The following is a 26,727-nucleotide window of genomic DNA, read 5'->3' on the forward strand; positions in this document are numbered from 1 at the left end:
GAGAAAGCCGTATCACGATGTGGTCAGGCGACGTCAATGGCCGACCGCGGCGACCGGCGGCGCAAAGGGATCCGGAGCCGCAGGCGGGGCCACGACGAACGGCGCAGCACACCGTAGAGCTGACCGGCGGCGTAGGCGAGCAGGAGGACAGCGCCGACGTGCACACCGACCTTCTTCTGACCCGGGCTCACGGCCGTGGCCAGCCAGCCGGCGCCGGGCACGTGGTACTCGACGACCCCGCGCAGCTGGGCCGGTCCCACGGGGTCGGCGTCGGCACTCGGATTCGCGTCACCGAGTGTCGTGAATGACGGCGCACCGACGGCGTCCATCCCGACCGCGACGATCCGGTGGGTCACGAGCGTTCCGTCGTCGTCGTTCCGGGGCGCGAACGTGATCACGTCGCCGACGGACAGGCGAGCCATGTCCGGGACCGACTGGACCGGTCGGACCACCACCTGGCTGCCCGTGGGAATGGTCGGGGACATCGACCCGGAGAGCACGGTGAGCGGCACCCAGCCGAGAACCCGAGGCACGACGACGAGGGTGATCAGCGCCGCGGCGACGGCGACGGCGGCAGTGGAGAGCACCGCGCCGCGCATCCACTCGTTCCCGGGACGGGGCCGGGACGGACCCGGCGCCGCCCCGGCCCGCTCCGGCGCGCTCACTTCTGAGACAGGACGACCCGGACGGCGTTGAGACTCCCGCTGGCGTCCTCGCCCGACGTCGGCCCGCTGCCCCAGGCACTGCCGTCGGCGCGGTTCTTCGACCACGCGATGGTGAACGTCACGGTCGCGGAGCGGCCGTCGTCGTTGGCGGTGGTGCCCTTCTTTCCGACGACGGAGTAGCCGTCGGACCCGTCGGTGTCGGTCAGACCGGCGACCGACGTGGTCACCGTGACCCCGCTGTCTGGCATGTTCGCGTACGTGGCGAAGTCGGTCTGCGAGTAGTCGACCGCCAGTTCAGCACGGAGGTTGTCGCCGACGGCGTTGATGTGGGTGGTCGCGGTCATGGTGACGGTGTCGCCCGGGACCATGCGGTAGGTGGCGAGGTCGATGGTGTTGCCGTTCTGGTCCGTCCAGGTGGAGGCGAGGGTGTCCATCGAGAGATGCCCGGCCGTCAGTGCCCCGGTGACGGGGTGCTGCTCCTCGTACCAGTGGGAGAAGGTGCCGCCTCCGGCCGTGAGCAGGACGACCGCGAGAGCGCCGGCGGCGACGGCCTTGACGGCGTGACGCCGTCGGCCGGACGGCTCCGGGGCGGCACCCTCGGTGGACGAGGACGGCGCGGACGGAGAAGTGATCGAAGCAGACATGACAGGCCCCCCAAGGCACGGATGACAGAAATGGTCAGCAGCACACCCGACTCAGGTGGCAACACACACGGAGCACCGTTTCGACCCAGATCACCCGTCCGGCTGCCCCCGCAGCAGGACCGCGTCCCCCACAGCCTTCCGCCCGGATTTCGACAACCGGACGGCCCCCTGCATCCCCCATCTGCATGCAGCTGTATCCACTGACGGCGAGAATTAGATCACACCACGCTGCCGAACACCAGCACGTCGGCGCAGGTCAGCGCGACGACCGCGTCAGCGGTGCGACCGCAGCACAACGGCGCCCGTCGCCCCCACCGCAGCGACCGGCCTCAGGCCGCGGGCTCCTCGTAGCGCGGGAACACCGGCACCGGGGCCGGCAGCGGCGTCCCGGGCGCCAGCGGCGTGCCCAGTGCGGCGAAGTCCCGGGCGTCCTCGGGCACGCCGAGCAGGTCCAGCAACGTCGCGCAGGACCCGGGCATCACCGGCTGCGCCAGGGTCGCCACCGTCCGCACGACCTGCAGGGTCACGTACAGCACGGTGGCCATGCGGGCGGGGTCCGTCTTCCGCAGCACCCACGGCGCCTGTTCGGCGAAGTAGGCGTTGGTGTCCCCGAGCACCCGCCAGGTCTCCTCGAGCGCCCCGTGGAAGTCCTGCACGGCGTAGGCCTCGCGGTTCACCCGCAGCAGGTCCGCGGCCCGCGCGAGCAGCGCCTCGTCCTCGGCCGTGAACGCGCCGGGTTGCGGCACCGCGCCGTCGCAGTTCTTGGCGACCATGGACAGGGACCGCTGGGCGAGGTTGCCCAGGTTGTTGGCCAGGTCCGCGTTCTTGCGGCCGACGACGGCGTCGTGGTTGTAGGAGCCGTCCGCCCCGAACGGGATCTCCCGGAGCAGGAAGAACCGGACGGCGTCGAGCCCGTACTGGGCCACCCAGTCCCGCGGGGCGACGACGTTGCCGAGCGACTTGGACATCTTCTCGCCGTTGTTGTGCAGGAAGCCGTGGATCATCACGCGCTTCGGCAGCGGCAGGTCCGCGCTCATCAGGAACGCCGGCCAGAAGATGCAGTGGAACCGGGAGATGTCCTTGCCGATCACGTGCAGGTCCGCGGGCCAGTACGTGCGGTACTGCTCGGAGTCCGTGTGGGGGAAGCCCGCCCCGGTCAGGTAGTTGGTCAGGGCATCGACCCACACGTACATGACGTGGTCGGGGTCGCCCGGCACGGGCACGCCCCAGTCGAAGCTGGTGCGGGAGATGGAGAGGTCCTCGAGGCCGCCCTCGACGAAGCGGATCACCTCGTTGAAGCGCGACCGCGGCGCCGCGAATTCGGGCTGGTCCCGGTAGAGGGCCAGCAGCTTCTCCTGGTAGCGGGAGAGCCGGAAGAAGTAGCTGGCCTCCTCGGTCCAGGTGACCTCCGTGCCGGTCTCCGTGGCGCGGCGGACGCCGTCCTCCCCCACCGCGGTCTCGTCCTCGCCGAAGAACCGTTCGTCGCGCACGGAGTACCAGCCGGCGTAGGAGTCGAGGTAGATGTCGCCGTTCGCCTCCATGCGCCGCCAGATCTCCTGGGCGGACGCGTAGTGGTCCGCGTCGGTGGTGCGGATGAACCGGTCGTAGCTGACGCCCAGCGCGTCGTCCATCGCCTTGAACACCGCGGCGTTGCGCGTCGCCAGCTCCCGCGCGGTCAGCCCCTGCTTCTGCGCGGTCTGCTCCATCTTCAGGCCGTGCTCATCCGTTCCGGTGAGGAAGTAGACGTCGTACCCGTCGAGCCGCTGGAAGCGCGCCATCGCGTCCGTGGCGATGTACTCGTAGGCGTGCCCGATGTGCGGTTCCCCGTTGGGATAGGCGATGGCGGTGGTCAGGTAGTAGGCAGGGCGGGGGGTCACCGGGTCAGTCTAGGCGACCGTCGCCAGCCGTCACGATCGGTGACGGCCGGCGACGACGGGGTCCGGCGCGAGGGTTCCGTGCCCGCTCGCTACTCCGTCAGATCCACCTGGCGGATGGTCTCGGCGCCGATGCGCTCCTTGATCTGACCGAGCTGCTCGGCGGTGACGGTCGAGTCGACGGAGAGCACCGACAGTGCCTGTCCGCCCTCGGACTTGCGGGCCACCTGCATGCCCGCGATGTTGACGTCCCGGTCACCCAGCACCGAGCCCATGACGGCGATGACGCCGGGCCGGTCTCGGTAGATGACGACGATCAGGTGGTCGTCCATCGGCATCTCGAGCTCGTAGCCGTTGATGCCGGTGAGCTTCTGGTTCTGCTTCGGGCCGGTCAGCGTGCCGGAGACCTCGACCTGCCGCCCGTCCGAGAGGGCGCCGCGGATGGTCAGCTGGTTGCGGTACTCGGGGGACTCGGCCGTCGTCGTCAGCTTCATCGCGACCCCGCGCTGCTCGGCGAGCACCGGGGCGTTGACGTAGGAGACGTGCTCGGAGACGACGTCCTGGAACACGCCCTTGAGGGCGGCCAGCTCGAGCGACTTGACGTCGTGCTCGGCGATCTCGCCGGCGACCTCGAGCTCGACCTGGGTGACGGACCCGGCGGCCAGCGCCGTGAGGATCCGGCCGAGCTTCTCGACCAGCGGGATGCCGGGCCGCACGTCCGGGTGGATGACCCCGCCCGCGACGTTGACGGCGTCCGGCACGAGCTCGCCGGCCAGGGCGAGCCGCACGGAGCGGGCCACCGAGACGCCGGCCTTCTCCTGCGCCTCGTCGGTCGAGGCGCCCAGGTGCGGGGTCACGACGACGCTCTCGTGGGCGATGAACGGCAGGTCCGTCGCCGGCTCGGACGTGAAGACGTCGATCGCCGCCCCCGCGATCGTGCCGGCGGTGATCGCCTCGTCCAGTGCCGTCTCGTCCACGAGCCCGCCGCGGGCCACGTTGACGACGAAGGCGGTGTCCTTCATCTTGCCGAACGCGTCGGCGCCGAGCATGCCGAGCGTCTCGGGGGTCTTGGGCATGTGGATCGTGACGAAGTCGGACTCCGCGAGCAGCGTGTCCAGGTCCACCAGGCGAACGCCCATCTGGGCGGCGCGGGCGGAGGTGACGTACGGGTCGTACGCGACGACCTCGGTGCCGAAGGCCTTGACGCGCTCCGCGACGAGGCCGCCGATGCGGCCGAGGCCGATGATGCCGATCGTCTTCTCGAACAGTTCGACGCCGGAGTACTTCGAGCGCTTCCACTCGCCGCCCTTGAGCGACGCGTTGGCCTGCGGGATGTTCCGCGCCAGGGAGAGGATGTGCCCGACGGTCAGCTCGGCTGCGGAGATGATGTTCGACGTCGGGGCGTTGACCACCATGACGCCGGCCCGGGTGGCGGCGGCGACGTCGACGTTGTCCAGCCCGACGCCGGCACGGGCGACGACCTTCAGCCTCGACGCGGCGGCGATGGCTTCCGCGTCCACCTGGGTGGCGGAGCGGATCAGGATGGCGTCGACGTCGGCGATCGCGGGCAGCAGTTCCGCGCGGTCGGCGCCGTTGGCGCGGCGGATCTCGAAGTCGGGGCCGAGGGCCTCGATCGTGGCCGGGGAGAGCTCCTCGGCGATCAGGACGACGGGCCGACTGGCGGCAGAAGACACGGGGGTTGCTGCGGTGGTCACGCGATTCCTTCGGACGGCGGGTGGGGACGGGGGAACGGACGAAGGCCCGTTCCAGCGTAGGACGGGCCCTGAACGCGGAGAGGCCAGTCCCGCAGTGTTACCGGAGCGAACACTGTGAGACTGACCTCATCGGCGACCGGGGAAGGACTCAGCTCCGCGTCAGCGGGAGACCTGGCCCTCCGTGTAGTCGTCGTTCGACTTGATCCACGAGAAGAGCTGGCGCAGCTCGCGGCCGGTGGCCTCGATCGGGTGCGCCTCGCCCTTGGCCCGCAGCTCCGTGAACTCGGGACCGCCGGCGTCCTGGTCGTCGATGAACCGCTTGGCGAAGGTGCCGTCCTGGATGTCGGAGAGCACCGCCTTCATGTTCTCCTTCACGTGCGGATCGATCACCCGGGGGCCGGAGACGTAGTCGCCGTACTCGGCCGTGTCCGAGACGGACCAGCGCTGCTTGGCGATGCCGCCCTCGATCATCAGGTCGACGATGAGCTTGAGCTCGTGGAGGACCTCGAAGTAGGCGATCTCGGGCTTGTAGCCGGCCTCCGTGAGGGTCTCGAAGCCGTACTGCACCATCTGGGAGACACCGCCGCAGAGCACGGCCTGCTCGCCGAAGAGGTCCGTCTCGGTCTCCTCGGTGAAGGTCGTCTTGATGACGCCGGCGCGGCTGCCGCCGATGGCCTTCGCGTAGGAGAGGGCGAGCGCCTCGGCGTTGCCGGACGCGTCCTTCTCGACGGCGATGAGCGCGGGCACGCCGCGACCGGCCTCGAACTCGCGGCGCACGGTGTGGCCCGGGCCCTTCGGGGCGACCATGGCGACGTCGACGCCCTCGGGCGCGCTGATGTAGCCGAACCGGATGTTGAAGCCGTGCGCGAAGAACAGCGCGTCACCGGTCGTCAGGTGCGGCTGGATGGACTCGGCGTACACCGTGCGCTGCACCTGGTCCGGCGTGAGGATCATGATGAGGTCGGCTTCCTCGACCGCGTCGGCGACCGAGAGGACCCGCAGGCCCTCGGCCTCGGCCTTGGCCTTCGACTTCGACCCCTCGGCGAGGCCGATCCGCACGTCCACCCCCGAGTCGCGCAGATTGAGGGCGTGGGCGTGGCCCTGGCTGCCGTAGCCGATGATGGCGACGTGCCGGCCCTGGATGATCGACAGGTCGGCGTCGTCGTCGTAGTAGATCTCTGCCATGGGGGTTCAGTCTCTCCTTGGATGTGTTGCGAAATGTCGGATCAAGCGGAACGCAATGCTCTGTCATGGTCTGCGCGCTTCGGTCGCGCTCCGCTGGCGCTACGCGCTCCTCAGCGCGCGGTGCTGGTCTGCGCGCTTCGGTCGCGCTCCGCTGGCGCTACGCGCTCCTCAGCGCGCGGTCGCTCATCGACCGGGGGCCCCGGCCGATCGCCAGCGTGCCGGACTGGACGATCTCCCGCACCCCGAAGGGCTGGAGCACCGCCAGCAGCGCGTTGAGCTTCTCGGCCGTCCCGGTCGCCTCGATCACCACCGAGTCGGGGGCGACGTCGACGATCGAGGCGCGGAACAGATCGGTCGCCTGGGTGACCTGCAGGCGCGTGGCGGCGTCGGCCCGCACCTTGATCAGGACGTGGTCGCGCTGCACCGAGGTCTCCGGCAGCAGCTCGACGATCTTCAGGACGTTGATCAGCTTGTTGAGCTGCTTCGTCACCTGTTCGAGGAGCTCGGCGTCGGCGTCGACCACGACGGTCACCCGGGACACCCCGGGGACCTCGGTCGGCCCGACGGCGAGCGAGTTGATGTTGAACGCACGGCGGGCGAACAGCCCGGCGACGCGCGTGAGCACGCCGGGCTTGTCCTCCACCAGCACGGACAGGGTGTGGCGTGCCATCAGTCGGTCTCCTCCCACTGCGGCGTCAGGTTCTGCGCCACCTGGATCAGGTCGTTGCTCACGCCCGAGGGCACCATCGGCCACACCATCGAGTCGGGGCTGACGACGAAGTCGATCACCACCGGACGGTCGTTGATGGCCAGGGCCTGCTCGATCGTCGAGTCGATGTCCTCCTCACGCTCGCAGCGGAGCGCGACGCAGCCGTAGGCCTCCGCCAGCTTGACGAAGTCCGGCACACGGAGGGTGTCGTGGCCCGTGTTCAGGTCCGTGTTCGAGTAGCGACCCTCGTAGAACAGGGTCTGCCACTGGCGGACCATGCCGAGCGAGGAATTGTTGATCACCGCGACCTTGATCGGGATGTCGTTGATCCGGCACGTGGCCAGTTCCTGATTGGTCATCTGGAAGCAGCCGTCGCCGTCGATGGCCCACACCACGCGGTCGGGGTTGCCGACCTTGGCGCCCATCGCGGCGGGCACGGAGTAGCCCATCGTGCCCGCGCCGCCCGAGTTCAGCCAGGCGTGCGGGCGCTCGTACTTGATGAACTGGGCGGACCACATCTGGTGCTGGCCCACGCCGGCGACGTAGACGCCCTCCGGCCCGGTGAGCTCGCCGATCCGGGAGATCACCTTCTGCGGGGCGACCAGCCCGTCGGACGGTTCGGTGTACCCGAGCGGGTACGTCTCACGCAGCCGGCGCAGGGTGGTCAGCCACGGCGTCAGGTCGGGCCGGTCGGTGTGCTCGAACTCGGCGGTCAGCGCGTCCGTCAGGTCGGGGATGATCTCCTTGACCGAGCCGACGATCGGCACGTCCGCCGTGCGGTTCTTCGAGATCTCGGCGGGGTCGATGTCCGCGTGGATCACCCGGGCGCCGGGCGCGAAGCTCGACAGCAGCCCGGTCACGCGGTCGTCGAAGCGGGCGCCGAGGGTGATCAGCAGGTCCGCCTGCTGCAGCGCGGCCACCGCGGAGACGGCGCCGTGCATGCCCGGCATGCCGAAGTGCAGGTCGTGGGAGTCGGGGAACACGCCGCGGGCCTGCAGCGTCGTCACGACGGGCGCGCCCAGGTACTCGGCCAGCTGACGCAGTTCCTCGGAGGCGTGCGCCTTGACGACGCCGCCACCCACGTAGAAGACGGGCCGCGAGGAGGAGGCGATCAGCCGGGCGGCCTCGCGCAGCTGCTTGGCGTGGCCGCGCACCACCGGGCGGTAGCCGGGAGCCTCGACCTTCGGGGGCCAGCTGAACGTCATCATGCCCTGCTGGGCGTCCTTGGAGATGTCCACGAGCACGGGACCGGGGCGGCCGGTGCCGGCGATGTAGAAGGCCTCGGCGAGCACCCGCGGGATGTCCTCGGCGTCGGTGACGAGCCAGGAGTGCTTGGTGATCGGCATGGTGATGCCAACGATGTCCGCCTCCTGGAAGGCGTCCGTGCCGATCACGGCGCTGGAGACCTGGCCGGTGATAGCGACGATCGGTACCGAGTCCAGGTGCGCGTCGGCGATCGGGGTGACGAGATTGGTCGCCCCGGGGCCGGAGGTCGCGATGCACACGCCGACCCTGCCCGTGACCATCGCGTAGCCCTGCGCGGCGTGACCGGCGCCCTGCTCGTGCCGGACGAGGATGTGGTTGATCGTCGTCGAGTCCATCAGCGGGTCGTACGTCGGGAGGATGGCCCCGCCCGGCAGCCCGAACACGTCGGTGACCCCGAGCTCCTCGAGGGAGCGCACGATCGCCTGGGACCCCGTCATCCGCACCGGCTCCACGACGCGGTTCGGACCCTGGACGGAGGAGACGGAGGGGGCCGCGGCGGTCTCCGCGGCGGCGTTGCCCCCGGTGACCGTCGAGGGCACCGGTGCGGTCTCCCGGGCGCCTGCCCGGGACGTGTGTGCCATCAGCGCCGGGCTGACGGTCTGTCCCTTGCTCATCGGTTGGTCCTTCGGTCTCACTCGTGATGGTCGCCCGCGGTGCCCCTCCCCCGTCCCGGCGGGAGCATCACCGCAATAAAAAAACCCCTTCAGCCTTGCGGCGACGGGGTTGGGCGTGGGGTTGCAGAAGCTTCCGTGCGGCTGCTACGCGCCACGCCGGCCAAGTACGACAAGAATCGGCTTCTGCATGCCCTCAGTGTCGTCCCCGGCCCGTCGCCGTGTCAACACGCGGACGGCCCGTCTCACGATATGAGACGGGCCGTCCGCCTGTCGGTGGGATCAGCCCACCCAGGCGCCCTCGGAGGCGGAGTGGACGAGCTTGGCGTACTTGCCCAGGACACCGGTCGTGAACGTCGGCGTGCGCGGGACGAAGCCCTCGGCGCGCGCGTCCAGCTCGGCCTGGTCGACGAGCACGTCCAGGGTCTTGCCGGCCACGTCGAGCCGGATCCGGTCGCCGTCGCGCACGTGCGCGATCGGGCCGCCGTCCACCGCCTCGGGCGCCACGTGGCCGACGCACAGGCCCGTGGTGCCGCCGGAGAACCGGCCGTCGGTCAGCAGCAGGACGTCCTTGCCCAGGCCCGCGCCCTTGATCGCGCCCGTGATGGCAAGCATCTCGCGCATGCCGGGGCCGCCCTTGGGGCCCTCGTAGCGGATGACGACGACGTCGCCGGCGCCGATGGTGCCGTCCTCCAGCGCGTCCATCGCGGCACGCTCGCCGTCGAACACGCGCGCGGTGCCCTCGAAGACGTCGGAGTCGAACCCGGCGGACTTGACGACGGCGCCCTCGGGGGCGAGCGAGCCCTTGAGGATGGTGATGCCGCCGGTCGGGTGGATCGGGTCCGCGAGCGCGCGCAGGATCTTGCCGTCGGGGTCCGGCGGGTTGATGTCGGCGAGGTTCTCGGCGATGGTCCTGCCGGTCACCGTCAGGCAGTCCCCGTGCAGCAGACCGGCGTCGAGCAGCGCCTTCATGACGACGGGCACACCGCCGATCTTGTCGATGTCGTGCATGACGAACCGGCCGAAGGGCTTCAGGTCGCCCAGGTGCGGGACGCGCTCGGCGATGCGGGAGAAGTCGTCGAGCGTCAGGTCGACCTCGGCCTCGCGGGCGATGGCGAGCAGATGCAGGACGGCGTTGGTGGAGCCGCCGAAGGCCATGACCACGGAGATCGCGTTCTCGAACGCCTCCTTCGTCATGATCTGCCGGGCGGTGATGCCCTTGCGCAGCATCTCGACGACGGCCTCGCCACTCTTGTGCGCGAAGGCGTCACGGCGGCGGTCGGCCGACGGCGGGGCGGCGGAGCCGGGCACCGACATGCCCATCGCCTCGGCCACCGAGGCCATCGTGTTGGCGGTGTACATGCCGCCGCAGGCGCCCTCGCCCGGGCAGATGGCCCGCTCGATGCGGTCCACGTCGTCGCGGCTCATCAGGCCCGCGGCGCACGCACCGACCGCCTCGAAGGCGTCGATGATCGTGACTTCCTTCTCCTGGCCGTCGGAGAGCTTGACGAAGCCGGGCATCGTCGAACCGGCGTAGAGGAACACCGAGGCCAGGTCGAGCCGGGCGGCGGCGATGAGCATGCCGGGCAGCGACTTGTCGCAGCCGGCCAGCAGCACGGAGCCGTCCAGGCGCTCGGCCATCATCACGGTCTCCACGGAGTCGGCGATGACGTCACGGGAGACCAGGGAGAAGTGCATGCCCTCGTGGCCCATCGAGATGCCGTCCGAGACGGAGATGGTGCCGAACTCGAGCGGGTAGCCGCCGGCCGCGTGCACACCCTCCTTGGACGCCTGCGCCAGGCGGTCGAGCGAGAGGTTGCACGGGGTGATCTCGTTCCAGGAGCTGGCGATGCCGATCTGGGGCTTGGCGAAGTCGTCGTCGCCCATGCCGACCGCACGGAGCATGCCGCGGGCCGCCGTCTTCTCGAGCCCGTCCGTCACGTCCCGGCTGCGAGGTTTGATGTCCACCGTGTTGTCAACGCTCATGCTCGGAGTCTATGACGCACGGACGTGCGGTTCCGCGCTCGTGCCGCTCCGTGACGCCCGGCCCGACGGCACGGCCGTTCACCCCGCGGCGCCCCCGGCCGGGACCCGGCGCGGGAATTATCCGCGGCCAGATCTGTTCGCCACGGTATGGACACCACCACGAACAGCACCATGAAGGCCGTCGGCGTCGACACGTACGGCGGCCCCGAGAACCTGACCACCCACGAGGTGACCGCGCCCCATGCCGGGCCCGGCGAGGTGCGCATCCGCGTCCGGGCCGCGGCCGTGAGCCCCACGGACACCAACGTGCGCGAGGGCGCCTACGGCGAGAGCAAGCTGCCGTTCCCGGTGGTGCCCGGCATGGACGCCGCGGGCGTCGTCGACGAGGTGGGCGAGCCGGACGCCGACCGCGGGCTGGACACCTCCCGGTGGTCGGTGGGCGACGAGGTGATGGCGATCGCGCTGCCGCGTGAGGGCCACGGCGGCGCCTACGTCGAGTACCTGATCGCGGACGCCGACTCCATCGCGCGCATCCCCGCCGGCTCCTCCCTCGAGGAGGCCTCGACCCTGCCGATGAACGGCCTGACCGCCGTGCAGGCCCTCGACGAGCTGGCGATCCCCGAGGGCGGCACCTTCGCCGTCACCGGCGCCGCCGGCACCCTCGGCAACTACGCCGTGCAGCTGGCCAAGCTGCGCGGCCTGACCGTGATCGCCGACGCGGCCGAGAAGGACCGCGGCCTGGTCGCCTCCCTCGGCGCGGACCACATCGTCGAGCGCGGTGACGACGTCGCCGACCGCATCCGCGCCATCGCTCCCGAGGGCGTCGACGGGCTGCTCGACGCCGCCGTCATGAACGAGAAGGCACTGCCCGCGGTCCGCTCCGGCGGCGGCTTCGCGACCGTGCGCAACTGGGGTGGTGTGGAGGGCAGCGACGTCACCGTCCACAAGATCTGGGTGTTCCGCGAGTACCACTCGGGCGAGAAGCTCGACGCGCTGCGGCAGGCCGTCGAGGACGGCACGCTGACCCTGCGCGTGGCCGACACGCTGCCCGCGGAGCAGGCCGCCGAGTCGCACCGGCGCCTCGCGGCCGGTGGCGTGCGCGGGCGCCTCGTCCTCACGTTCTGAGACTGCACCCGCCCCTGACGAGGGCGGACGTCGACGGCCGGTCCCTCCGGGGCCGGCCGTCGTCGTGTCCGCGCCCTCCACTCCGGCCGATCCCCGCCCGCGTCGCGGCCGTCACACGTCGTCGTGGGTGCGCGGCCGGCGAGCCCCTTTTCGTAGACTGTGCGCGTCCCCCACACTCCCCCACGTGAGCGCGGTCCCGGTTCAGCCCCTGCCAGACCGGCCCGGAAAGGCGCGATGACTGCCGACGACGGTGCCCAGCTGTTGGCCGACCTGCACCAGATCTTCGACCGCCAGGTCTCCACCTTCGGGTCCTACAACCTGATCTACGGGTACGGCTCGGCGGAGTACCCGGAGCCCGGGTCGGGTGCCCGCGGCTCGCGACGCGACTTCATCGTCGGGTACTGCATGAAGCCGGTGGAAGTAGTGTTCGCCCCCTTCCTGCTCCCGGAACTCGCGCCGATCGAGCGCGCCACCGCCGTCAACGCCACCAACCTGGCCTTCGCCGAGGTCGGGACGGACTCGTTCTACGCCGTCGAGACGAACATCGGTGCCCGGTTCGCCGTCACGGTCCGGGACCGCGTGCGGATGACCGTCGGGGGCACGACGACGTGGCTGGAGCAGCGGGACGACGCCGCGGACTTCGCCCGCTTCATGAACGAGGAGCTCTCCCAGCTCTAGCGCCTTGCCGTGGCCGTCAGGCCGCCTGCGTGGTGCTCCGTTCGACTCGGCTCAGCGGGCGGCGGCCCGCACCTGGGTCGGCGGCTCCTCGCCGCGGGCGAGCTGGCCGAGGGTGCGGCGAAGGTGCTCCACGATGCGCGGTTCGAACGCCGAGGCGTTGCCGCCCACGTGGGGAGTGATCAGCGCGTTCGGTGCGGACCACAGGGGATGGCCGGCCGGCAGCGGCTCGGGGTCGACGACGTCGAGTGCGGCGTGCAGTCGGCCCGCGGTCACCTCGGCCGTGAGGGCCTCGGTGTCGACGACGGCTCCGCGGCCCACGTTGACGACGAGCGCGTCGTCCGGCAGGGCCGCCAGGACCCGAGCATCCACGAGGTGGTGCGTGTCGGGGCTGAGCGGGGTGATGGCGATGAGCACGTCGTGGTCGGCGGCGAGCTCGACGAGTTCGTCCGTGCCGTGCACCGCACCGCGCTCGTCCGTGCGCGCCCGGGAGGCGACGCGGGTCAGCGTCACCTCGAACGGGTCGAGCCGGCGGGCGATCTGCTCACCGATGCCACCCACGCCGACCAGCAGCACCCGGCGATCGGCCAGCGACCGGCGGCGCTGCGGCCGCCACTGCTCCCGTTCCTGGTCCCGTGCGGCGGCGTCGATGCCGCGCAGCGAGGCGAGGACGAGGGCGACGGCGAGCTCGGCGGTCGCGGCCGCGTGCACGCCGGCGGCGGTGACGATGGCCGGCCCGTCGCCCACCTTCTCGGCCACGCCGTCGAATCCCGTCGTGGTCGTCAGGACGGTCGACAGGTGCGGCAGTGCCCGGATCAACTCTCCGTCGTAGCCGCGGGCGTAGGGCAGGACGACGGCCTCGATGCGATCCGCGACGTCCTCGGGAGCCGGACCGGAGACGTCCCACACCACGACGTCCACGCCGGGCACCTCGCCGATGCCGTCGGCGATCCAGCGGTCGGGGACGGAGGCGGTCAGCGTGCGCGTCGGACTCATGACGTCCACCCTAGCCATGCGCTCCTCGGCCGGGCCGGAGCCGCCATTCCGCTCAGGCAACCCCCGGGCGCGCCGCGTACCATCTCCCTACCCGAGCGACAGGACCCCCATGGGACGCCACGCATCGACCCCTTCCCGCCCACCGATCCGGCAGCGGTGCGTGCGCGCCGGCGTCGGGATGGTCGCCGGCCTCGTGCTGATCGCCGCGAGCGGGTGCACCTCCCCGTCCCCGAAGTCGGGCGCCGGGCCCTCGAGTACCGCGACCGGCGCCGGCACCGCGGCCTCGGGCACCGCGTCGGGCGCCGGGCCCTCGAGTGCCGCGACCGGCGCCGGCACCGCGGCCGCCCGCAGCGACCCGCCGGTGAGCACCGTCGTCGACCGCCTGGACACGCCCTGGGCGGTCGCGTTCCTGCCCGAGGACGGCGGGGCCCTGGTCACCGAGCGGGATTCGGCGCGGCTCGTCCTCGTCCGCAACGGGGCGGCCACCGAGGTGGGCCGGATCGACGCGGCCCGGCCGGCCGGTGAGGGCGGCCTGCTCGGGATCGCGCTCTCCCCCGGCTTCAGCACGGACCGGCGGGTCTTCCTCTACTACACCGCCGCGGACGACAACCGGGTCGAGTCCTTCCGGTACGCGGACGGGCGCCTGAGCGACGGACGGGTCGTCCTCTCCGGGCTGGAAAAGAACCGGACCCACAACGGGGGCCGGATCGCCTTCGGCCCCGACGGTTACCTCTACATCGGCACCGGCGACGCGCAGGACCGCAGCGCTCCGCAGGATCGCAGCAAGCTGAACGGGAAGATCCTGCGGGTCACGGCCGACGGTCGGCCGGCCCCGGGCAACCCGATCGGCGACTCCCCCGTGTACAGCTACGGGCACCGCAACGTGCAGGGCCTGGCGTGGGATCCGGCCGGGCGGCTGTGGGCGACGGAGTTCGGGCCGACGGTCGACGACGAGGTGAACCTCATCCGCGCCGGCGCGAACTACGGCTGGCCGGAGGTCACCGGCGCGCCGCACCGGCCGGAGTTCGTCGACGCCGCGGTCGTGTGGCCGTCGACGGCCGACTGCTCCCCGTCCGGTGGCGCCGTCGTCGGCGGCGCCCTGTGGGTCGCCGCCCTGCGCGGGGAACGGCTGTGGCGGATCCCGCTCGACGGCGACCGCGCGGGCGCGCCGGTCGCCTCCCTGCAGGGCCGGTACGGGCGGCTGCGAGACGTCCAGCTCGCCCCCGACGGCTCGCTCTGGGTGCTGACCGACCACGGCACGGACTCGACCATCCTGCGCGTCACGGCGTCCTGAGGGCCGCCCGGCCACCCGGTCCGGGCTCCACGGTCGACCTGGTCGGCCGCGGCTCGAGCTGTCCGCTTCGACGGTCCCTAGAGCGAGCGCGTGAGCTCGCGGACGACGTCCCCGGCCGGCCCCGTGGCCGCGCTCCGATAGCCGGTGCCCGCCCACAGGTGCACCCGGTCCGGGTCGCCGGCCGCGGCCGCCGCACGCCGCAACGGCCGGGTCAGGTGGTGGATCGCGGGATAGCCGAGCGGCGCCGCCGTCTCGTGGGCGTCGATGAAGGCGTTACGCAGGCCGCGCGCCGGGCGGCCGGTGAAGGCCCGGGTGAGCACCGTGGGGCCGAGGGCCGGGTCGGTCAGGGCGTCACGGTGGGTGGCTGAGGTGCCGGCCTCGTCGGTGCGCAGCAGCGCGGTGCCGACCGCGACGGCCCGCGCGCCGGCGGCCAGCAGGCCACGGACGGCGTCGGGCCCGTCGATGCCGCCGGCCGCGATCACCGGAAGGTCCACGGCCGCCACCACGTCCCGGACGAGGTCGGCGGTGCGGATCTCGGCGAGGGTGTGCGCCGGGTCCCACGTGCCGCTGTGGCCGCCGGCGGCGGTGCCCTGCACGACGAGACCGTCCACGCCCGCGTCGCGGGCGGCCCGGGCCTCCGCCGGCGTCGTCACGGTGGCGAGCACCCGGGAGCCGGCTCGTCGCAGGGCGGCGATGTCCGCGGCGGCCGGCAGCCCGAAGGTCAACGAGACGACGGGCACGGGGTCGGCGAGCAGCAGGTCGAGTTTCTCCGACCACGCGTCGCGGTCCCTCGTGACCGGCTGCGGGTCCAGCGTCAGCCCGTGGCGCTCCGCCTCGGGTTGCAGTCGCGCGGCGTACGCGGCGAAGGCCGCCGTGTCGAGCTGGTCGTCGGCATCGTCCGCGGGCACGAACAGGTTGACGCCGAAGGGGACGCCGAGCGCCCGGACGGTCCGCAGCTGCTCGGCGAAGGCCGACCCGCTCAGGTAGCCGCCGGCCAGGAAGGGGAAGCCCCCGGCCGCCGCGACGGCCCGCGCCAGCTCCGTCGTGCCCGGTCCTCCGGCCATCGGGGCGGCGACGACGGGCAGGTCGGTCTCGAGCAGATCGGTGGAGTCGGCCATGTCGCCGATCCTCTCACCCGTGGAGTCGCGGCGTCGTCGGCAGCTCCGCGGCCGTCAGGATCCGGACAGCAGAACACCCCCCTGCCCGATGGACCGGAGGGTGTTCTCTGAAGGGTGCGCCCCCTGGGACTCGAACCCAGAACCCATTGATTAAGAGTCAATTGCTCTGCCAATTGAGCTAGAGGCGCATGTTCCGTGCGGCGTCGCGAGCGGTTCCCGGCCCGGTCAGGGCCGCCGTCCGACGTCGTCGGCAACAGCATGAGAGCCTAGCAGCAGGTTCGTCCGTTCACGAAATCGGCGGACCGCCCGGCTCCCGCGGTGCTCAGGAGCCGGAGACCGACGTGAGGTCCTCGTCGTCCGGCAGCATGCCCGAGTTCTGCCACCGGGCATCGCCCAGGCTCGCGATGATGTCCACCAGCTGGCCGCGCAGCTCGTCGCTCGTGCGGTCACCGCCGGGCAGCAGGTCGCGCTCGATGCGCCGGGAGCGCTCGAGTGCGGTGCGACCGGCGTCGGTGATCGTCACGACGTGACTGCGGCGGTCCTGCTCGTCGCGCTGCCGACTCACGTGACCGTGGATCTGCAGACGGTGCAGGGTCTTGCCCATCGTCTGGGCCTGCACCTTCACGAGCGAGGCGAGACGCGCCTGCGTCATGGGACCGTAGGTCGCCAGGACGTCGAGCGCGATCACACCGGCGTGCGTGACGCCGATGGACGCGAGATTTTCATTCCAGGAGTGCTCGACCAGACGCGCGGCCGTCGAGAGAAGACGGCTTGTCGGCCAGAGTGACGGCTCGGGCATGCCAAGAATTATAACGTCCATCAGCCCACTGATGGTTCACGACGCGCGCGAGGGCCTCTTCCCCGGTGATCACGCCGGGATACGCTGGTCGCGGCGACGTCGCCACCTCCCGCCCGACCGACCGGAAGTGCGCAACCATGCAGCGATTGAGCAACGGCGACACCGCCCCCGAGTTCACCTTGACCGATGCCGCCGGCGAGGACGTCCGGCTGAGCGATCTGCGCGGGCGCAAGGTGGTCGCCTACTTCTACCCCGCGGCGGGCACACCCGGGTGCACGAAGGAGGCGTGCGACTTCCGTGACAGTCTCGCCTCCCTCACCTCCGCGGGCTACACCGTCGTCGGGATCAGCCCGGACACGCCCGCGAAACTCGCCACCTTCACGGAGAAGGAGAGCCTGACCTTCCCGCTGCTCTCCGACCCCGACCACGCCGTGACGAAGGCCTGGGGCGCGTGGGGCGAGAAGAAGAACTACGGCCGCGCCTACGAGGGCCTGCTGCGCTCGACCGTCGTGCTCGACGAGGACGGCGTCGTCACCAACGCCCAGTACAACGTGCGGGCCACGGGCCACGTCGCGCGCCTGCGCCGCGAACTCGGCATCGACTGACCTCTGCGGCGCCGGCGACTCCGCCTGATTCCGCGCCGCGCGGGTGGACGGCGACCCGTCGGTAGACTGACCGCGCTCCATGCGCGAGTGGTGGAACTGGTAGACACGCAGGATTTAGGTTCCTGTGCCCCTGGCGTGCGGGTTCGAGTCCCGCCTCGCGCACACCCCCTGTCGGACCACCCGGTGGCACGTGCCGCCGTGTTGCCGGCACGTGAATTCCTCCGGCGCGGCCGTGGCGGTCGTCCTCCGGGCGTCGGCGCCCGGGTTAGGCTCCTGACCAACGTGAGGCGCTTCACAGGTGCTCGCGGGGCAGGCCGCAAGGGCGGCCGCCACTCACTCGCATCGGAGGAGATGCCATGTCAGCAACACCCCCGGCCAGCCGCCGGCGGCGCACGCGCGCACGCGCGGTGGGGGCCACGGCGGTCCTGGTCGCCAGCGCTCTCGCGCTCTCGGGCTGCGTGCAGAGCCAGCGGACGGAATCCGGCAACGGCGGCGGATCCGTCAACTCGACGTTCGTCTTCGCGGCGTCGTCCGATCCGAAGACCCTCGACCCCGCCTTCGCCAGCGACGGCGAGTCCTTCCGCGTCAGCCGGCAGGTCTTCGAGGGACTCGTGGGCACCAAGCCGGGCACGGCGGACCCTGCTCCCCTGCTCGCCGAGTCCTGGAAGACGTCGGCCGACGGCCTGACCCACACCTTCGAACTGAAGAAGGGCGTGAAGTTCCAGGACGGCACACCGTTCAACGCGGCCGCGGTCTGCGCCAACTTCGACCGCTGGTACAACTTCAAGGGCATCCAGCAGTCCGAGAACCTGGCGTACTACTACACGTCGCTGTTCAAGGGCTACAAGGACAAGCCGCAGGACGCGGTCTACAAGTCCTGCTCCGCCTCGGGCGACTCGCAGGCCACCGTCACCCTGGCCAAGCCGTTCGCGGGCTTCATCGCGTCCCTCTCGCTGCCCGCGTTCGGCATGCAGAGCCCGACGGCGATGCAGAAGTACAACGCCAACGCGATCGCCGGCACCGCCGACTCGCCGCAGCTGAGCCCCTACGCGCAGGGCCACCCGGTCGGCACGGGTCCCTTCAAGTTCGACAAGTGGGACGTCGGCCAGCAGATCGAGCTGTCCTCCAACGACAACTACTGGGGCGACAAGGGCCAGGTCAAGAAGATCATCTTCCGGGTGATCGACGACGCCAACGCCCGCCGTCAGGCCCTCGAGTCCGGCAGCATCGACGGCTACGACCTGGTCGCGCCCGCCGACACGCAGTCGCTGAAGGACAAGGGCATGAAGGTCATCCAGCGCGACCCCTTCAACATCCTCTACCTGGGCTTCAACCAGGCGAAGAAGGAGCTGAAGGACATCCGGGTGCGCCAGGCCATCGCCTACGCCATCGACAAGGAGGCCCTGGTCAAGCAGACGCTTCCCGAGGGCACCAAGGTCGCCACGCAGTTCGTGCCCGAGTCGGTCAACGGCTACAACAAGAACGTCACCTCCTACCCGTACGACAAGAACAAGGCCAAGCAGCTGCTGAAGGAGGCCGGGTACCCGAACGGGTTCACGATCGACTTCAACTACCCGACCAACGTGTCGCGGCCGTACATGCCGACCCCGGAGCAGACGTTCTCGAACATCAGCGCCCAGCTCGCCGACGTCGGGATCAAGGTCAACGCCAAGCCGCTCAAGTGGTCCCCGGACTACCTGGACAAGGTGCAGGGCACCGCGGACCACGGCATCCACCTGCTCGGGTGGACCGGTGACTACAACGACACGGACAACTTCGTCGGCGTCTTCTTCGGCCATGAGAAGCCGGAGTTCGGGTTCACCAACCAGAGCCTGTTCGACGAGCTGACCAAGGCGCGCAGCGTCAGCAAGCTCGACGAGCAGACCCCGCTGTACGAAAAGATCAACGACGACATCATGAAGTACGTGCCGGGCATCCCGCTCGCGCACCCGGCGCCGTCGCTCGGCTTCGCGTCCCGTGTGGAGTCCTACCCCGCCAGCCCCGTCCAGGACGAGGTCTTCAACGAGATCAAGCTCTCCAGCTGATCCTCCCGTGGGCCGCCGGTTCATCCCGGCGGCCCACGGCCGTCCCCGTCCCCACCGCCCGGCTCCGGCCCGGGCGTCCGACCCCGGCCCGCCACCGTCGTCGTCGTCCGACGTCGACGCGGTCGAGCCTCGAGGAGCACCGTGCTTCGAGTCATCGGCAAGCGCATCGCGCTGCTGATCCCCACCCTCATCGGGTTGTCCATCCTGCTGTTCGCCTGGGTGCGTTCCCTGCCCGGCGGCCCCGCCACCGCCCTGCTCGGCGACCGCGCCACCCCCGAGGCCGTCGCCCAGATCAACGCCTCGTACGGCTTCGACCGGCCGATCCTCGAGCAGTACCTGACGTACGTCGGCAAGCTGCTCTCCGGTGACTTCGGCACGTCGATCACGACGAGCCGCCCGGTGCTGGAGGAGTTCGCGACCCGGTTCCCCGCGACGGTCGAGCTGACCGTCGTCGCCCTCATCTTCGCGATCGGCCTCGGCGTGCCGCTCGGCTACATCGCCGCCCGCCACCGCGGCCGCTTCGTCGACCACGGCTCCGTGGTGCTCAGCCTGCTCGGCATCACCGTGCCCGTCTTCTTCCTCGCGTTCATCCTCAAGTGGATCTTCGCGATCCAGCTGCACTGGCTGCCCACCGACGGGCGGCAGGATCCGCGGATCGACGCGACGCACGCGACCGGGTTCTTCGTCCTCGACGGCTTCCTCACCGGGGAGCTGGACTCGGCGTGGAACGCGTTCACCCACCTGATCCTGCCCGGCATCGCGCTCGGCACCATCCCGCTGGCCATCATCGTGCGCATCACCCGCGCCTCCGTGCTCGAGGTGCAGAACGCCGACTACGTCCGCACCGCCCGCGCCAAGGGCCTGCGGCAGGCCACCATCCGCAACCGGTTCGTGCTGCGCAACGCGCTGCTGCCGGTCGTGACGACGATCGGCCTGCAGCTCGGCCTGCTGATCTCCGGCGCCGTGCTCACCGAGACCGTCTTCGCGTTCAGCGGCATCGGCCGTTTCCTGCGGGACGCCATCTTCAACCTCGACTATCCCGTGCTGCAGGGGTTCATCATCCTGATCGCGATCATGTACTCGCTGATCAACCTGATCGTGGACGTCAGCTACGGCCTCATCGACCCCAGGGTGCGTGTGCAATGAGTGCGACTCTTCCCCCCTCCTCCACTCCGTCATCAGGGCTGGCCCCCGAGGCGACGGCCGGCTCCGCGGTCGACGCGCGCGGCGGCGGCAGCCTGTGGCGGGAGGCCTATCTGCGGCTGCGGCGCAACCCGGCCGCGATCGCCGGCGCCGTCATCGTCGCCCTGTTCATCCTCGTGGCACTGCTCGCACCCATCCTGGCCCCGCACGGCGGCGAGGACCTGCCGGGCCGCGAGTACATCACGCCGACGCACATCCCCGGTTTCGGAGAGATCGACGGCTTCCCGCTGGGCCTGGACCGGTTCGGCGGGGACGTGCTCTCCAAGCTGATCTGGGGTGCGCAGGCCTCGCTGCTCATCGGCATCGTCTCGACGGCGCTCGGCCTGGCCGGCGGCATGCTGCTCGGGCTGCTCGCGGGCGGCTTCGGCGGGTGGGTCGACAGCGTCATCATGCGCGTCGTCGACGTCCTGCTCTCGGTGCCGAACCTGCTGCTCGCCGTCAGCATCGCCGCGGTCCTCGGTCAGGGCTCGGCCGCCGTCATGATCGCCATCGGCGCGTCGCAGGTGCCGATCTTCGCGAGGCTGCTGCGCTCGTCGATGCTCTCCCAGCGCGGCGCCGACTACGTGCTCGCGGCGCGGACCCTGGGCCTGTCCCCCGGCCGGATCACGGTCAACCACCTGCTGCCGAACAGCATCGGCCCGGTCATCGTGCAGGCGACGCTGACGCTGGCGACGGCGGTCATCGACGCGGCGGCGCTGTCCTTCCTCGGGCTCGGCGGTGGCCGGCCGGAGACCGCCGAGTGGGGCCGCATGCTCACGTACGCGCAGAACGAACTGGCGGTCGCGCCGCAGCTGGCGTTCCTGCCCGGCATCTGCATCGCGATCACGGCGCTGGGCTTCACGCTGCTCGGTGAGGCGCTGCGGGAGTCGCTGGACCCGAAGACGCGCAGCGTCTGAAGTCTCCGGGCGGCGCGGCTGGCGGCCGTGTGGATTCTCGGCTGAGTCAGCGGTTTCCGACCGAAAGGCATGCTCTTTGAGTAGGTCTTTCGGGCGGAACCCGCTGACTCGCGAGATGGTCGGCCAGGCAGAGAGGCGCCACTCGCATCGCGGAGCCCAACCGGCCTCGGAGGGCCTCCGGCCGGGGTTCAGCTCGTCCCAGCCGGATCCGCCTGAATACGGCGCCTCCTCCGCTGAGTCAGCCGGATCCGTCCGAGTCCTGGCTCTCTCCATCCCTCAGTCGGCTAGGCAGAGAGAGGCGCCACTCCCATCGCGGAGGCCAACCGGCCTCGGAGGTTCTCCGGACGGCGGTTCACCTCGTCCCAGTCGGTGCGGAGAACGCGCCAGCCAAGAGACACGAGGGCCTTCTCGCGTTGCCGCTCCTTGAACAGCACCTCCGCGGTCGGCGTCTCACCGAAGTACTTGGTCCGCCCGTCGAACTCGAGGATCACCATCAGCTCCGGCCACGCGAAGTCGGCACGGAAGAGGCCGACCGACGTCATGATCTCGTGCTGGCTGACGGGCAGCGGGACGGCCCACTCGTGCAGCCGGATCCGCGTCAGCGTCTCGCCCGCCGATTCTGCCAGCGGGTCGACGCGCTCGAGAACCAGACGGAGTCTGGCGACGCCCCGCCAGCCCGGATGCGAAGCGGCCCACGCACGGACGGCGCCCAGATCCGCACCGGTTGCCGCCAACTGGTCCGCGATCACCAGTGCTTCGCGGTGCGGCAGATGGCGGCCGCAGTCGGTGAACGTCCGGAGCGCGCTCGTCGCCAGGAGGCCACTTGCGAGCGCCACGGTGTCCCGGTCCTCGTCGCAGGCGTGGAACCGGAGCCCCGCATGCCGCGCCTGGGTGGAACGTGGCGACGGGCAGAGCAGGTGCACGGCGGGGTCGACCCGCAGAAGCGAGACACCATGAGCGAGGGCAGCGCTTGCGCGACAGAGCACTCGCCGGTCCGCCACGGCGGCGCCCTGAGCGCAGAACAATCGCACCAGCTGTCGGTCGGTCCCCGACATCTCCTGCCACGTCGACGCCTTGACGTAGTGACCTCTCCAGACCCGGATGAGGACGCCGTCGCCGACGAGCCGCTCGAGTCGGTTGGAGGTGTAGCCGCTGTGGGCGAGCTGGGTGGCCGTCCGGATCCCCAGCTCGCCGGCGGTCGGGATCGCTGGCAGCGTGCGCATGGCTCACTGTCGCCCGACGGACGCGCCAGGGGAACATCGGAGTCGTGGCTGTGGAAAACCGCAGATCATCGGTCCGTTTCCGGCAGTCTGACCGTTCGGACGGCTCACCCACTGTCGACTTAGCGGGTCACGCCCGAAGGCTGTACTCAAAGAGCATGGTCTTCGGGCGGGAACCGCTAACTCACCGCTGACGGCGCACAGGCTCGCTGTTTCCGGACGATCCCGCCGGGCGGTGCGACGCCTACGACGCCTCGGCCTCGATGCCGAGCTCATTGCCCGGGATCGACGCCAGCAGCGTGCGGGTGTACGGGTGACGCGGGTTGACGAAGATCTCCTCCGACGTGGCCGCCTCGACCAGCTCGCCGTCCTTCATCACGCACACGTAGTCCGAGATGAGCCGCACGACGGCCAGGTCGTGCGAGATGAACAGGTAGCTCAAGCCGAACTCGCGCTGCAGGTCACCGAGCAGCCGCAGGATCTGGTCCTGGACGAGCACGTCGAGCGCGGACACCGGCTCGTCGCACACGATCAGCTCCGGCTGCAGGGCCAGCGCCCGCGCGATCGCGACACGCTGCCGCTGACCGCCTGAGAGCTCCGCCGGGTACCGGGTCGCCATGGACGCCGGCAGCGCCACCGCCTCGAGCAGCTCCCGCACCCGGGCCGTGCGCTGGGACTTCGACCCCCGGTGATACGTCGCGAGCGGCTCCTCGATGATCCGGCCGATCGTGAACATCGGGTTCAGCGACGAGTACGGGTCCTGGAAGATCGGCTGCACGCGCTGCCGGAAGTCCTTCTCGGCGGCCCGGTCGAGCGTCGTGATGTCCGCGCCGTCGAACGTGATGGTCCCGTTCGTCGGCTCGATGAGCTTCAGCAGCATCCGCGCGGTCGTGGTCTTGCCGGACCCGGACTCGCCGACGATGGCGACGGTCGACCCGCGCGGGATCTGCAGGCTGACGTCGTGCACCGCCCGGAAGTCCTCGGCCCCGGCGCGGCCCTTGAAGATCTTCGACAGGCCCTCGATCTCGACGATGTTCGCCGTGGCGGACGACAGGTCCGAGGACGACGGCGCAGGCGACCCGGCTGCCCCGGAGGACGACGACGCCCCGGACGATGCGGAAGCCCCGGACGACGAGGACGCAGCCGAAGCCGCCCCGGACGACGAGGACGCCGCAGCCGCGGTCGCGCCGGCAGCGGAGGCCGTCGACTCCCCGGCCGCGTCCGCGTGGGCGGAACCACCAGCAGCGCCCCCGACGGGATCGCCCCCGCCCTCCGACGCCGTCGACCCGTGCGTGAACGCGGCCGGCTGCAGCCGGGCGACGGCCACCGACGGCGCCGCCTTGACCAGCTGCTGCGTGTAGGGGTGCTGGGGGTCCTGCAGGATCTGCTGCGCCGGGCCCTGCTCCACGACCTTGCCGCGGTGCATGACGACGACGTCGGAGGCGCGCTCGGCGGCCAGGCCCAGGTCGTGGGTGATGAGCAGCACCGAGGTGCCGAGCTCGTCCGTCATGGCGCCGATCTGGTCGAGGATCGTGCGCTGGACGGTGACGTCGAGGGCGCTGGTCGGCTCGTCGGCGATCAGCAGCCGCGGCCGGCAGGCCAGCCCGATGGCGATCAGGGCCCGCTGCCGCATGCCGCCGGAGAACTCGTGCGGGTACTGCTTGGCCCGCTCGGCGGCGTTGGGCAGCCCGGCGGCCTCGAGCACGGCGATGACCTTCTGATCGACGTCCTTGCGCGTGGCGAGGCCGTGCACGAGCAACGTCTCGGCCACCTGCGTGCCGATCTTCGTCACGGGGTTGAGGTTGGACATCGGGTCCTGCGGCACGAGGCCGATCTGTCGCCCGCGGATGGAGCGCATCCGCGACTCGGGCATCCCGACCAGCTCCTGGCCGTCGAAGACGATCGACCCGCCGGTCACCCGGCCGTTGCCCGGCAGCAGCCCGATCACGCTCATGGCCGTCGTCGACTTGCCCGAGCCGGACTCCCCGACGATGGCCAGGGTGCGCCCGCGGTGCAGCGTGAGCGAGGCGCCCTGCACGGCCGCCACCGACCCGTGCGCGGTACCGAAACTGACCGAGAGGTCCGTCACACTGAGCAGGGGCGAGTCGGCCGAGTCCGCATCCGCGCGCGGCGGCACCGTGTTGTCCATGTCACCATGCTGCCTCACATCGGCCCCCGCCCGCCGCATCTGGCCGGTCCGGGCGGTCCCGTGCCGGGCCTGGTCACCGCGGACAACGCCGGTCCGGACGGTGTCCGAGGCCCCGGAGCGACGAGTGCGCTGGGCTAGACTGGCGGCTTGTTCCCCCTGCCCCTCCGCGCGTGCCGAACCCGGCCGTCCGCCGGTCGGGCGAGCCCCCACGCGAGAGGAGACGGCCGGTGACGCGCCCGCCAGGTCGACGCCGCGCGCGAGCACGTCTGGCCGCCACGTCCGCCGCCGTCGTCGCCCTGCTGCTGTCCGGGTGCACCGGCGGCCAGCCCGCGCCAAGTCCGACGTCCGCGACGCCCACCGCCGACGGCCCCACCGCCTCGTTCGTGTTCGCGACCCCGGCCGCCCCGCCGAGCCTGGATCCCGCCCTGACCCGCGATGTCGAGGCCACCCGCGTCACGCGGCAGGTGATGGAAGGCCTCGTCACCACCGATCCGAACACGGGTGAGCCGAAGCCGTTGCTCGCGCAGTCCTGGAGCACGTCCCCCGACGGGCGCACCTGGACGTTCACGCTGCGGCCGAAGGTCCTGTTCCAGGACGGCACCCCGCTCACGGCCGCGGCCGTCTGCACCAACTTCCACCGCTGGTACACGATGCCGGTCTCGCTGCGCTCGGACCGGGCGACCCTGACGTTCAAGAGCGTGTTCGGCGCCTTCTCCGACCAGGCCGACCTCTCCACGTACAGGGACTGCCGGGCGCAGGGCCCGACGACGGTGGTGCTGAGCCTGAACGACCGGTTCCCCACCCTGCTCAAGGCGCTCACCTCCCCGGCGTTCGGCATCGCCTCCCCCGCGTCGCTGACGTCGATGAAGGCGAACGAGCTGACCGAACGGCGCGACGGCCGGCCGGTCTCGGCCTTCGGTCAGCACCCCGTGGGAACCGGGCCGTTCCGGCTGGTGTCCTGGAAGGGGCGCGACGTCGTGCTCGCCTCCTTCGAGCAGTACTGGGGCGACCGTGGCCAGATCCGGTCGCTGACCTTCCGCACCATGCGCGACCCGCTGCAGCGGCTCGACGCCCTCAGCACCGGCACGATCGACGGGTTCGACGGCGTGACCCGGGACGCGTTCGCCCCGCTGGCCCAGACCGGTCAGCAGATCGTCCAGCGCGACCCCTACTCGATGGCCTACCTCGGCATCAACCAGGAGTTCGGCGTCCTTTCCGACCTGCGGGTGCGCCAGGCCATCGCCTACGCGATCGACAAGCAGACGCTCGTGCGGAACTACTTCATCGACGGCACGGACATCGCGGACCAGTTCGTGCCACCGCGACTCGCCGTCTCCAGCGACGACGTCCAGCAGTACAACACCGACATCACGAAGGCCAAGCAGCTGCTCGCCGCCGCGAAGTACCGCGGCCAGGCGATCCCCTTCTACTACCCGCGCGACGTGACGCTGCCGTGGATGGCGTCCCCCGAGAAGGTGTACGCCGAGCTGGCCCGGCAATTGACCGTCGTGGGACTGAACATCAAACCGGTGCCGGTCGCCTGGTCGGACGGGTACGCCGACGACGTCGTCGCCGGCGCCGGGCACGGCCTGCACCTGATGGGCATCACCGGCACCTACCGCGACCCGGACAGCTTCGTGGGCCCCCTGTTCGGAGCGACCACCCCCGAGTTCGGCTACCGGAACGCCCAGGTGGTGACCAAGATCGCCCGCGCGCGCACCCTGCCCGACGGCGCCGACCGGACCGCCGCCTACCGGAGCATCGCGGACCAGGTCTCCGGCGACGTGCCCGCCGTGCCCCTCGGATTCCCGGTCTCGGCGCTGGCCCTCTCTCCCCGTGTGGCGTCCTACCCGGTGTCCTCGACCCTGAACGAGGTGTTCAACGCGGTCCGCCTGAACTGAGGTGGACCGGCCCGCGGTTCGGAGCGACCTGCCCCAGACGGTAGGC

At 71.0% G+C, this 26,727-nt stretch carries 21 protein-coding genes and 2 tRNA genes; 9 read left to right on the forward strand and 14 right to left on the reverse strand.

Annotated elements, in window-relative coordinates; genetic code table 11:
• Positions 1-23: 23 nt before the first annotated feature.
• From V6N00_RS05565 to ilvD, 8 genes are all read right to left on the reverse strand, one after another.
• Complete coding sequence (locus V6N00_RS05565) at positions 24-665, reverse strand: signal peptidase I (protein WP_334231077.1); 642 nt, start codon at positions 663-665, stop codon at positions 24-26.
• On the reverse strand, positions 662-1,309 hold the full coding sequence (locus V6N00_RS05570; RefSeq protein ID WP_334231078.1) for an alternate-type signal peptide domain-containing protein: 648 nt from the start codon (positions 1,307-1,309) through the stop codon (positions 662-664). Before V6N00_RS05570 ends, V6N00_RS05565 begins: the two co-directional genes overlap by 4 nt.
• A gap of 329 nt (positions 1,310-1,638) precedes the next feature.
• A complete protein-coding gene (gene metG / locus V6N00_RS05575; RefSeq protein WP_334231079.1) occupies positions 1,639-3,186 on the reverse strand; it encodes a methionine--tRNA ligase in 1,548 nt (515 codons plus the stop codon).
• An 89-nt stretch (positions 3,187-3,275) separates the two neighbouring features.
• Positions 3,276-4,898, reverse strand: a complete 1,623-nt coding sequence (serA, locus tag V6N00_RS05580) for a phosphoglycerate dehydrogenase (protein WP_334231080.1) — start codon at positions 4,896-4,898, stop codon at positions 3,276-3,278.
• A gap of 159 nt (positions 4,899-5,057) precedes the next feature.
• Complete coding sequence (gene ilvC, locus V6N00_RS05585) at positions 5,058-6,083, reverse strand: ketol-acid reductoisomerase (protein WP_334231081.1); 1,026 nt, start codon at positions 6,081-6,083, stop codon at positions 5,058-5,060.
• 157 nt (positions 6,084-6,240) lie between these two features.
• Positions 6,241-6,753 carry an acetolactate synthase small subunit gene (gene ilvN / locus V6N00_RS05590; RefSeq protein WP_334231082.1) on the reverse strand — a complete coding sequence of 171 codons (513 nt, stop codon included), beginning with the start codon at positions 6,751-6,753 and terminating at the stop codon, positions 6,241-6,243.
• On the reverse strand, positions 6,753-8,672 hold the full coding sequence (locus V6N00_RS05595) for an acetolactate synthase large subunit (RefSeq protein ID WP_334231083.1): 1,920 nt from the start codon (positions 8,670-8,672) through the stop codon (positions 6,753-6,755). Before V6N00_RS05595 ends, ilvN begins: the two co-directional genes overlap by 1 nt.
• A gap of 279 nt (positions 8,673-8,951) precedes the next feature.
• Positions 8,952-10,655: a dihydroxy-acid dehydratase gene (gene ilvD / locus V6N00_RS05600; protein ID WP_334231084.1), complete on the reverse strand. Its 1,704-nt coding sequence runs from the start codon at positions 10,653-10,655 to the stop codon at positions 8,952-8,954.
• 147 nt (positions 10,656-10,802) lie between these two features.
• Between ilvD and V6N00_RS05605 the strand changes: the two genes are divergently transcribed.
• Both V6N00_RS05605 and V6N00_RS05610 read left to right on the forward strand, forming a co-directional pair.
• Positions 10,803-11,780 (forward strand): NADP-dependent oxidoreductase, encoded by a 978-nt coding sequence (locus V6N00_RS05605; RefSeq protein ID WP_334231085.1) that lies wholly within the window; start codon positions 10,803-10,805, stop codon positions 11,778-11,780.
• A 234-nt stretch (positions 11,781-12,014) separates the two neighbouring features.
• Positions 12,015-12,458, forward strand: coding sequence for a hypothetical protein (locus V6N00_RS05610; protein ID WP_334231086.1), 444 nt, complete (start codon positions 12,015-12,017; stop codon positions 12,456-12,458).
• A 51-nt stretch (positions 12,459-12,509) separates the two neighbouring features.
• Here V6N00_RS05610 and V6N00_RS05615 read toward each other — a convergent pair whose 3' ends face one another.
• Positions 12,510-13,451, reverse strand: coding sequence for an NAD(P)-dependent oxidoreductase (locus tag V6N00_RS05615; protein ID WP_334231087.1), 942 nt, complete (start codon positions 13,449-13,451; stop codon positions 12,510-12,512).
• A 109-nt stretch (positions 13,452-13,560) separates the two neighbouring features.
• Here V6N00_RS05615 and V6N00_RS05620 point away from each other — a divergent pair, with 109 nt between their 5' ends.
• Entirely contained in the window at positions 13,561-14,745 is a 1,185-nt protein-coding gene (locus V6N00_RS05620) for a PQQ-dependent sugar dehydrogenase (RefSeq protein WP_334231088.1), read from the forward strand.
• A 77-nt stretch (positions 14,746-14,822) separates the two neighbouring features.
• Here V6N00_RS05620 and V6N00_RS05625 read toward each other — a convergent pair whose 3' ends face one another.
• The 3 genes from V6N00_RS05625 to V6N00_RS05635 form a co-directional block, all read right to left on the reverse strand.
• Positions 14,823-15,863: an NAD(P)H-dependent flavin oxidoreductase gene (locus V6N00_RS05625; RefSeq protein WP_334231089.1), complete on the reverse strand. Its 1,041-nt coding sequence runs from the start codon at positions 15,861-15,863 to the stop codon at positions 14,823-14,825.
• Between the two features lie 115 nt (positions 15,864-15,978).
• A tRNA-Lys gene (locus tag V6N00_RS05630) sits at positions 15,979-16,051 on the reverse strand.
• Positions 16,052-16,185: 134 nt separating this feature from the next.
• On the reverse strand, positions 16,186-16,662 hold the full coding sequence (locus V6N00_RS05635; RefSeq protein ID WP_334231090.1) for a MarR family winged helix-turn-helix transcriptional regulator: 477 nt from the start codon (positions 16,660-16,662) through the stop codon (positions 16,186-16,188).
• Positions 16,663-16,799: 137 nt separating this feature from the next.
• On the opposite strand from V6N00_RS05635, the gene bcp reads away from it, so the two are divergent.
• The 5 genes from bcp to V6N00_RS05660 all read left to right on the forward strand — a co-directional run bounded on the left by bcp (position 16,800) and on the right by V6N00_RS05660 (position 21,411).
• A complete protein-coding gene (gene bcp, locus V6N00_RS05640; protein ID WP_334231091.1) occupies positions 16,800-17,267 on the forward strand; it encodes a thioredoxin-dependent thiol peroxidase in 468 nt (155 codons plus the stop codon).
• Positions 17,268-17,348: 81 nt separating this feature from the next.
• Positions 17,349-17,429: transfer RNA gene (locus tag V6N00_RS05645), tRNA-Leu, on the forward strand.
• A gap of 194 nt (positions 17,430-17,623) precedes the next feature.
• Positions 17,624-19,312 carry an ABC transporter substrate-binding protein gene (locus tag V6N00_RS05650; protein ID WP_334231092.1) on the forward strand — a complete coding sequence of 563 codons (1,689 nt, stop codon included), beginning with the start codon at positions 17,624-17,626 and terminating at the stop codon, positions 19,310-19,312.
• A gap of 141 nt (positions 19,313-19,453) precedes the next feature.
• Positions 19,454-20,458 carry an ABC transporter permease gene (locus V6N00_RS05655; protein ID WP_334231093.1) on the forward strand — a complete coding sequence of 335 codons (1,005 nt, stop codon included), beginning with the start codon at positions 19,454-19,456 and terminating at the stop codon, positions 20,456-20,458.
• Positions 20,455-21,411, forward strand: coding sequence for an ABC transporter permease (locus V6N00_RS05660; protein ID WP_334231094.1), 957 nt, complete (start codon positions 20,455-20,457; stop codon positions 21,409-21,411). The genes V6N00_RS05655 and V6N00_RS05660 overlap by 4 nt, the downstream gene beginning before the upstream one ends.
• 284 nt (positions 21,412-21,695) lie before the next feature.
• On the opposite strand, the gene V6N00_RS05665 is transcribed toward V6N00_RS05660, so the two are convergent.
• On the reverse strand, positions 21,696-22,634 hold the full coding sequence (locus tag V6N00_RS05665) for a hypothetical protein (protein WP_334231095.1): 939 nt from the start codon (positions 22,632-22,634) through the stop codon (positions 21,696-21,698).
• A gap of 241 nt (positions 22,635-22,875) precedes the next feature.
• Positions 22,876-24,780 (reverse strand): ABC transporter ATP-binding protein, encoded by a 1,905-nt coding sequence (locus V6N00_RS05670; protein WP_334231096.1) that lies wholly within the window; start codon positions 24,778-24,780, stop codon positions 22,876-22,878.
• A gap of 227 nt (positions 24,781-25,007) precedes the next feature.
• Between V6N00_RS05670 and V6N00_RS05675 the strand changes: the two genes are divergently transcribed.
• A complete protein-coding gene (locus V6N00_RS05675) occupies positions 25,008-26,681 on the forward strand; it encodes an ABC transporter substrate-binding protein (protein WP_334231097.1) in 1,674 nt (557 codons plus the stop codon).
• Positions 26,682-26,727 lie beyond the last annotated feature (46 nt).

The organism is Tersicoccus mangrovi (assembly GCF_036881825.1).
GTDB classification, from domain to species: domain Bacteria; phylum Actinomycetota; class Actinomycetes; order Actinomycetales; family Micrococcaceae; genus Tersicoccus; species Tersicoccus mangrovi.

Excerpts from the sequence above, each read along its gene's own strand:
- V6N00_RS05620 (WP_334231088.1), top strand. The coding sequence starts at position 13,561 with ATGGGACGCCACGCATCGACCCCTTCCCGCCCACCGATCCGGCAGCGG.
- V6N00_RS05635 (WP_334231090.1), bottom strand. The coding sequence starts at position 16,662 with ATGCCCGAGCCGTCACTCTGGCCGACAAGCCGTCTTCTCTCGACGGCC.
- V6N00_RS05625 (WP_334231089.1), bottom strand. The coding sequence starts at position 15,863 with ATGGCCGACTCCACCGATCTGCTCGAGACCGACCTGCCCGTCGTCGCC.
- V6N00_RS05665 (WP_334231095.1), bottom strand. The coding sequence starts at position 22,634 with ATGCGCACGCTGCCAGCGATCCCGACCGCCGGCGAGCTGGGGATCCGG.
- V6N00_RS05650 (WP_334231092.1), top strand. The coding sequence starts at position 17,624 with ATGTCAGCAACACCCCCGGCCAGCCGCCGGCGGCGCACGCGCGCACGC.
- bcp (WP_334231091.1), top strand. The coding sequence starts at position 16,800 with ATGCAGCGATTGAGCAACGGCGACACCGCCCCCGAGTTCACCTTGACC.
- ilvD (WP_334231084.1), bottom strand. The coding sequence starts at position 10,655 with ATGAGCGTTGACAACACGGTGGACATCAAACCTCGCAGCCGGGACGTG.
- ilvN (WP_334231082.1), bottom strand. The coding sequence starts at position 6,753 with ATGGCACGCCACACCCTGTCCGTGCTGGTGGAGGACAAGCCCGGCGTG.
- V6N00_RS05570 (WP_334231078.1), bottom strand. The coding sequence starts at position 1,309 with ATGTCTGCTTCGATCACTTCTCCGTCCGCGCCGTCCTCGTCCACCGAG.
- V6N00_RS05610 (WP_334231086.1), top strand. The coding sequence starts at position 12,015 with ATGACTGCCGACGACGGTGCCCAGCTGTTGGCCGACCTGCACCAGATC.
- ilvC (WP_334231081.1), bottom strand. The coding sequence starts at position 6,083 with ATGGCAGAGATCTACTACGACGACGACGCCGACCTGTCGATCATCCAG.
- V6N00_RS05595 (WP_334231083.1), bottom strand. The coding sequence starts at position 8,672 with ATGAGCAAGGGACAGACCGTCAGCCCGGCGCTGATGGCACACACGTCC.
- V6N00_RS05670 (WP_334231096.1), bottom strand. The coding sequence starts at position 24,780 with ATGGACAACACGGTGCCGCCGCGCGCGGATGCGGACTCGGCCGACTCG.
- V6N00_RS05660 (WP_334231094.1), top strand. The coding sequence starts at position 20,455 with ATGAGTGCGACTCTTCCCCCCTCCTCCACTCCGTCATCAGGGCTGGCC.
- V6N00_RS05615 (WP_334231087.1), bottom strand. The coding sequence starts at position 13,451 with ATGAGTCCGACGCGCACGCTGACCGCCTCCGTCCCCGACCGCTGGATC.
- V6N00_RS05605 (WP_334231085.1), top strand. The coding sequence starts at position 10,803 with ATGGACACCACCACGAACAGCACCATGAAGGCCGTCGGCGTCGACACG.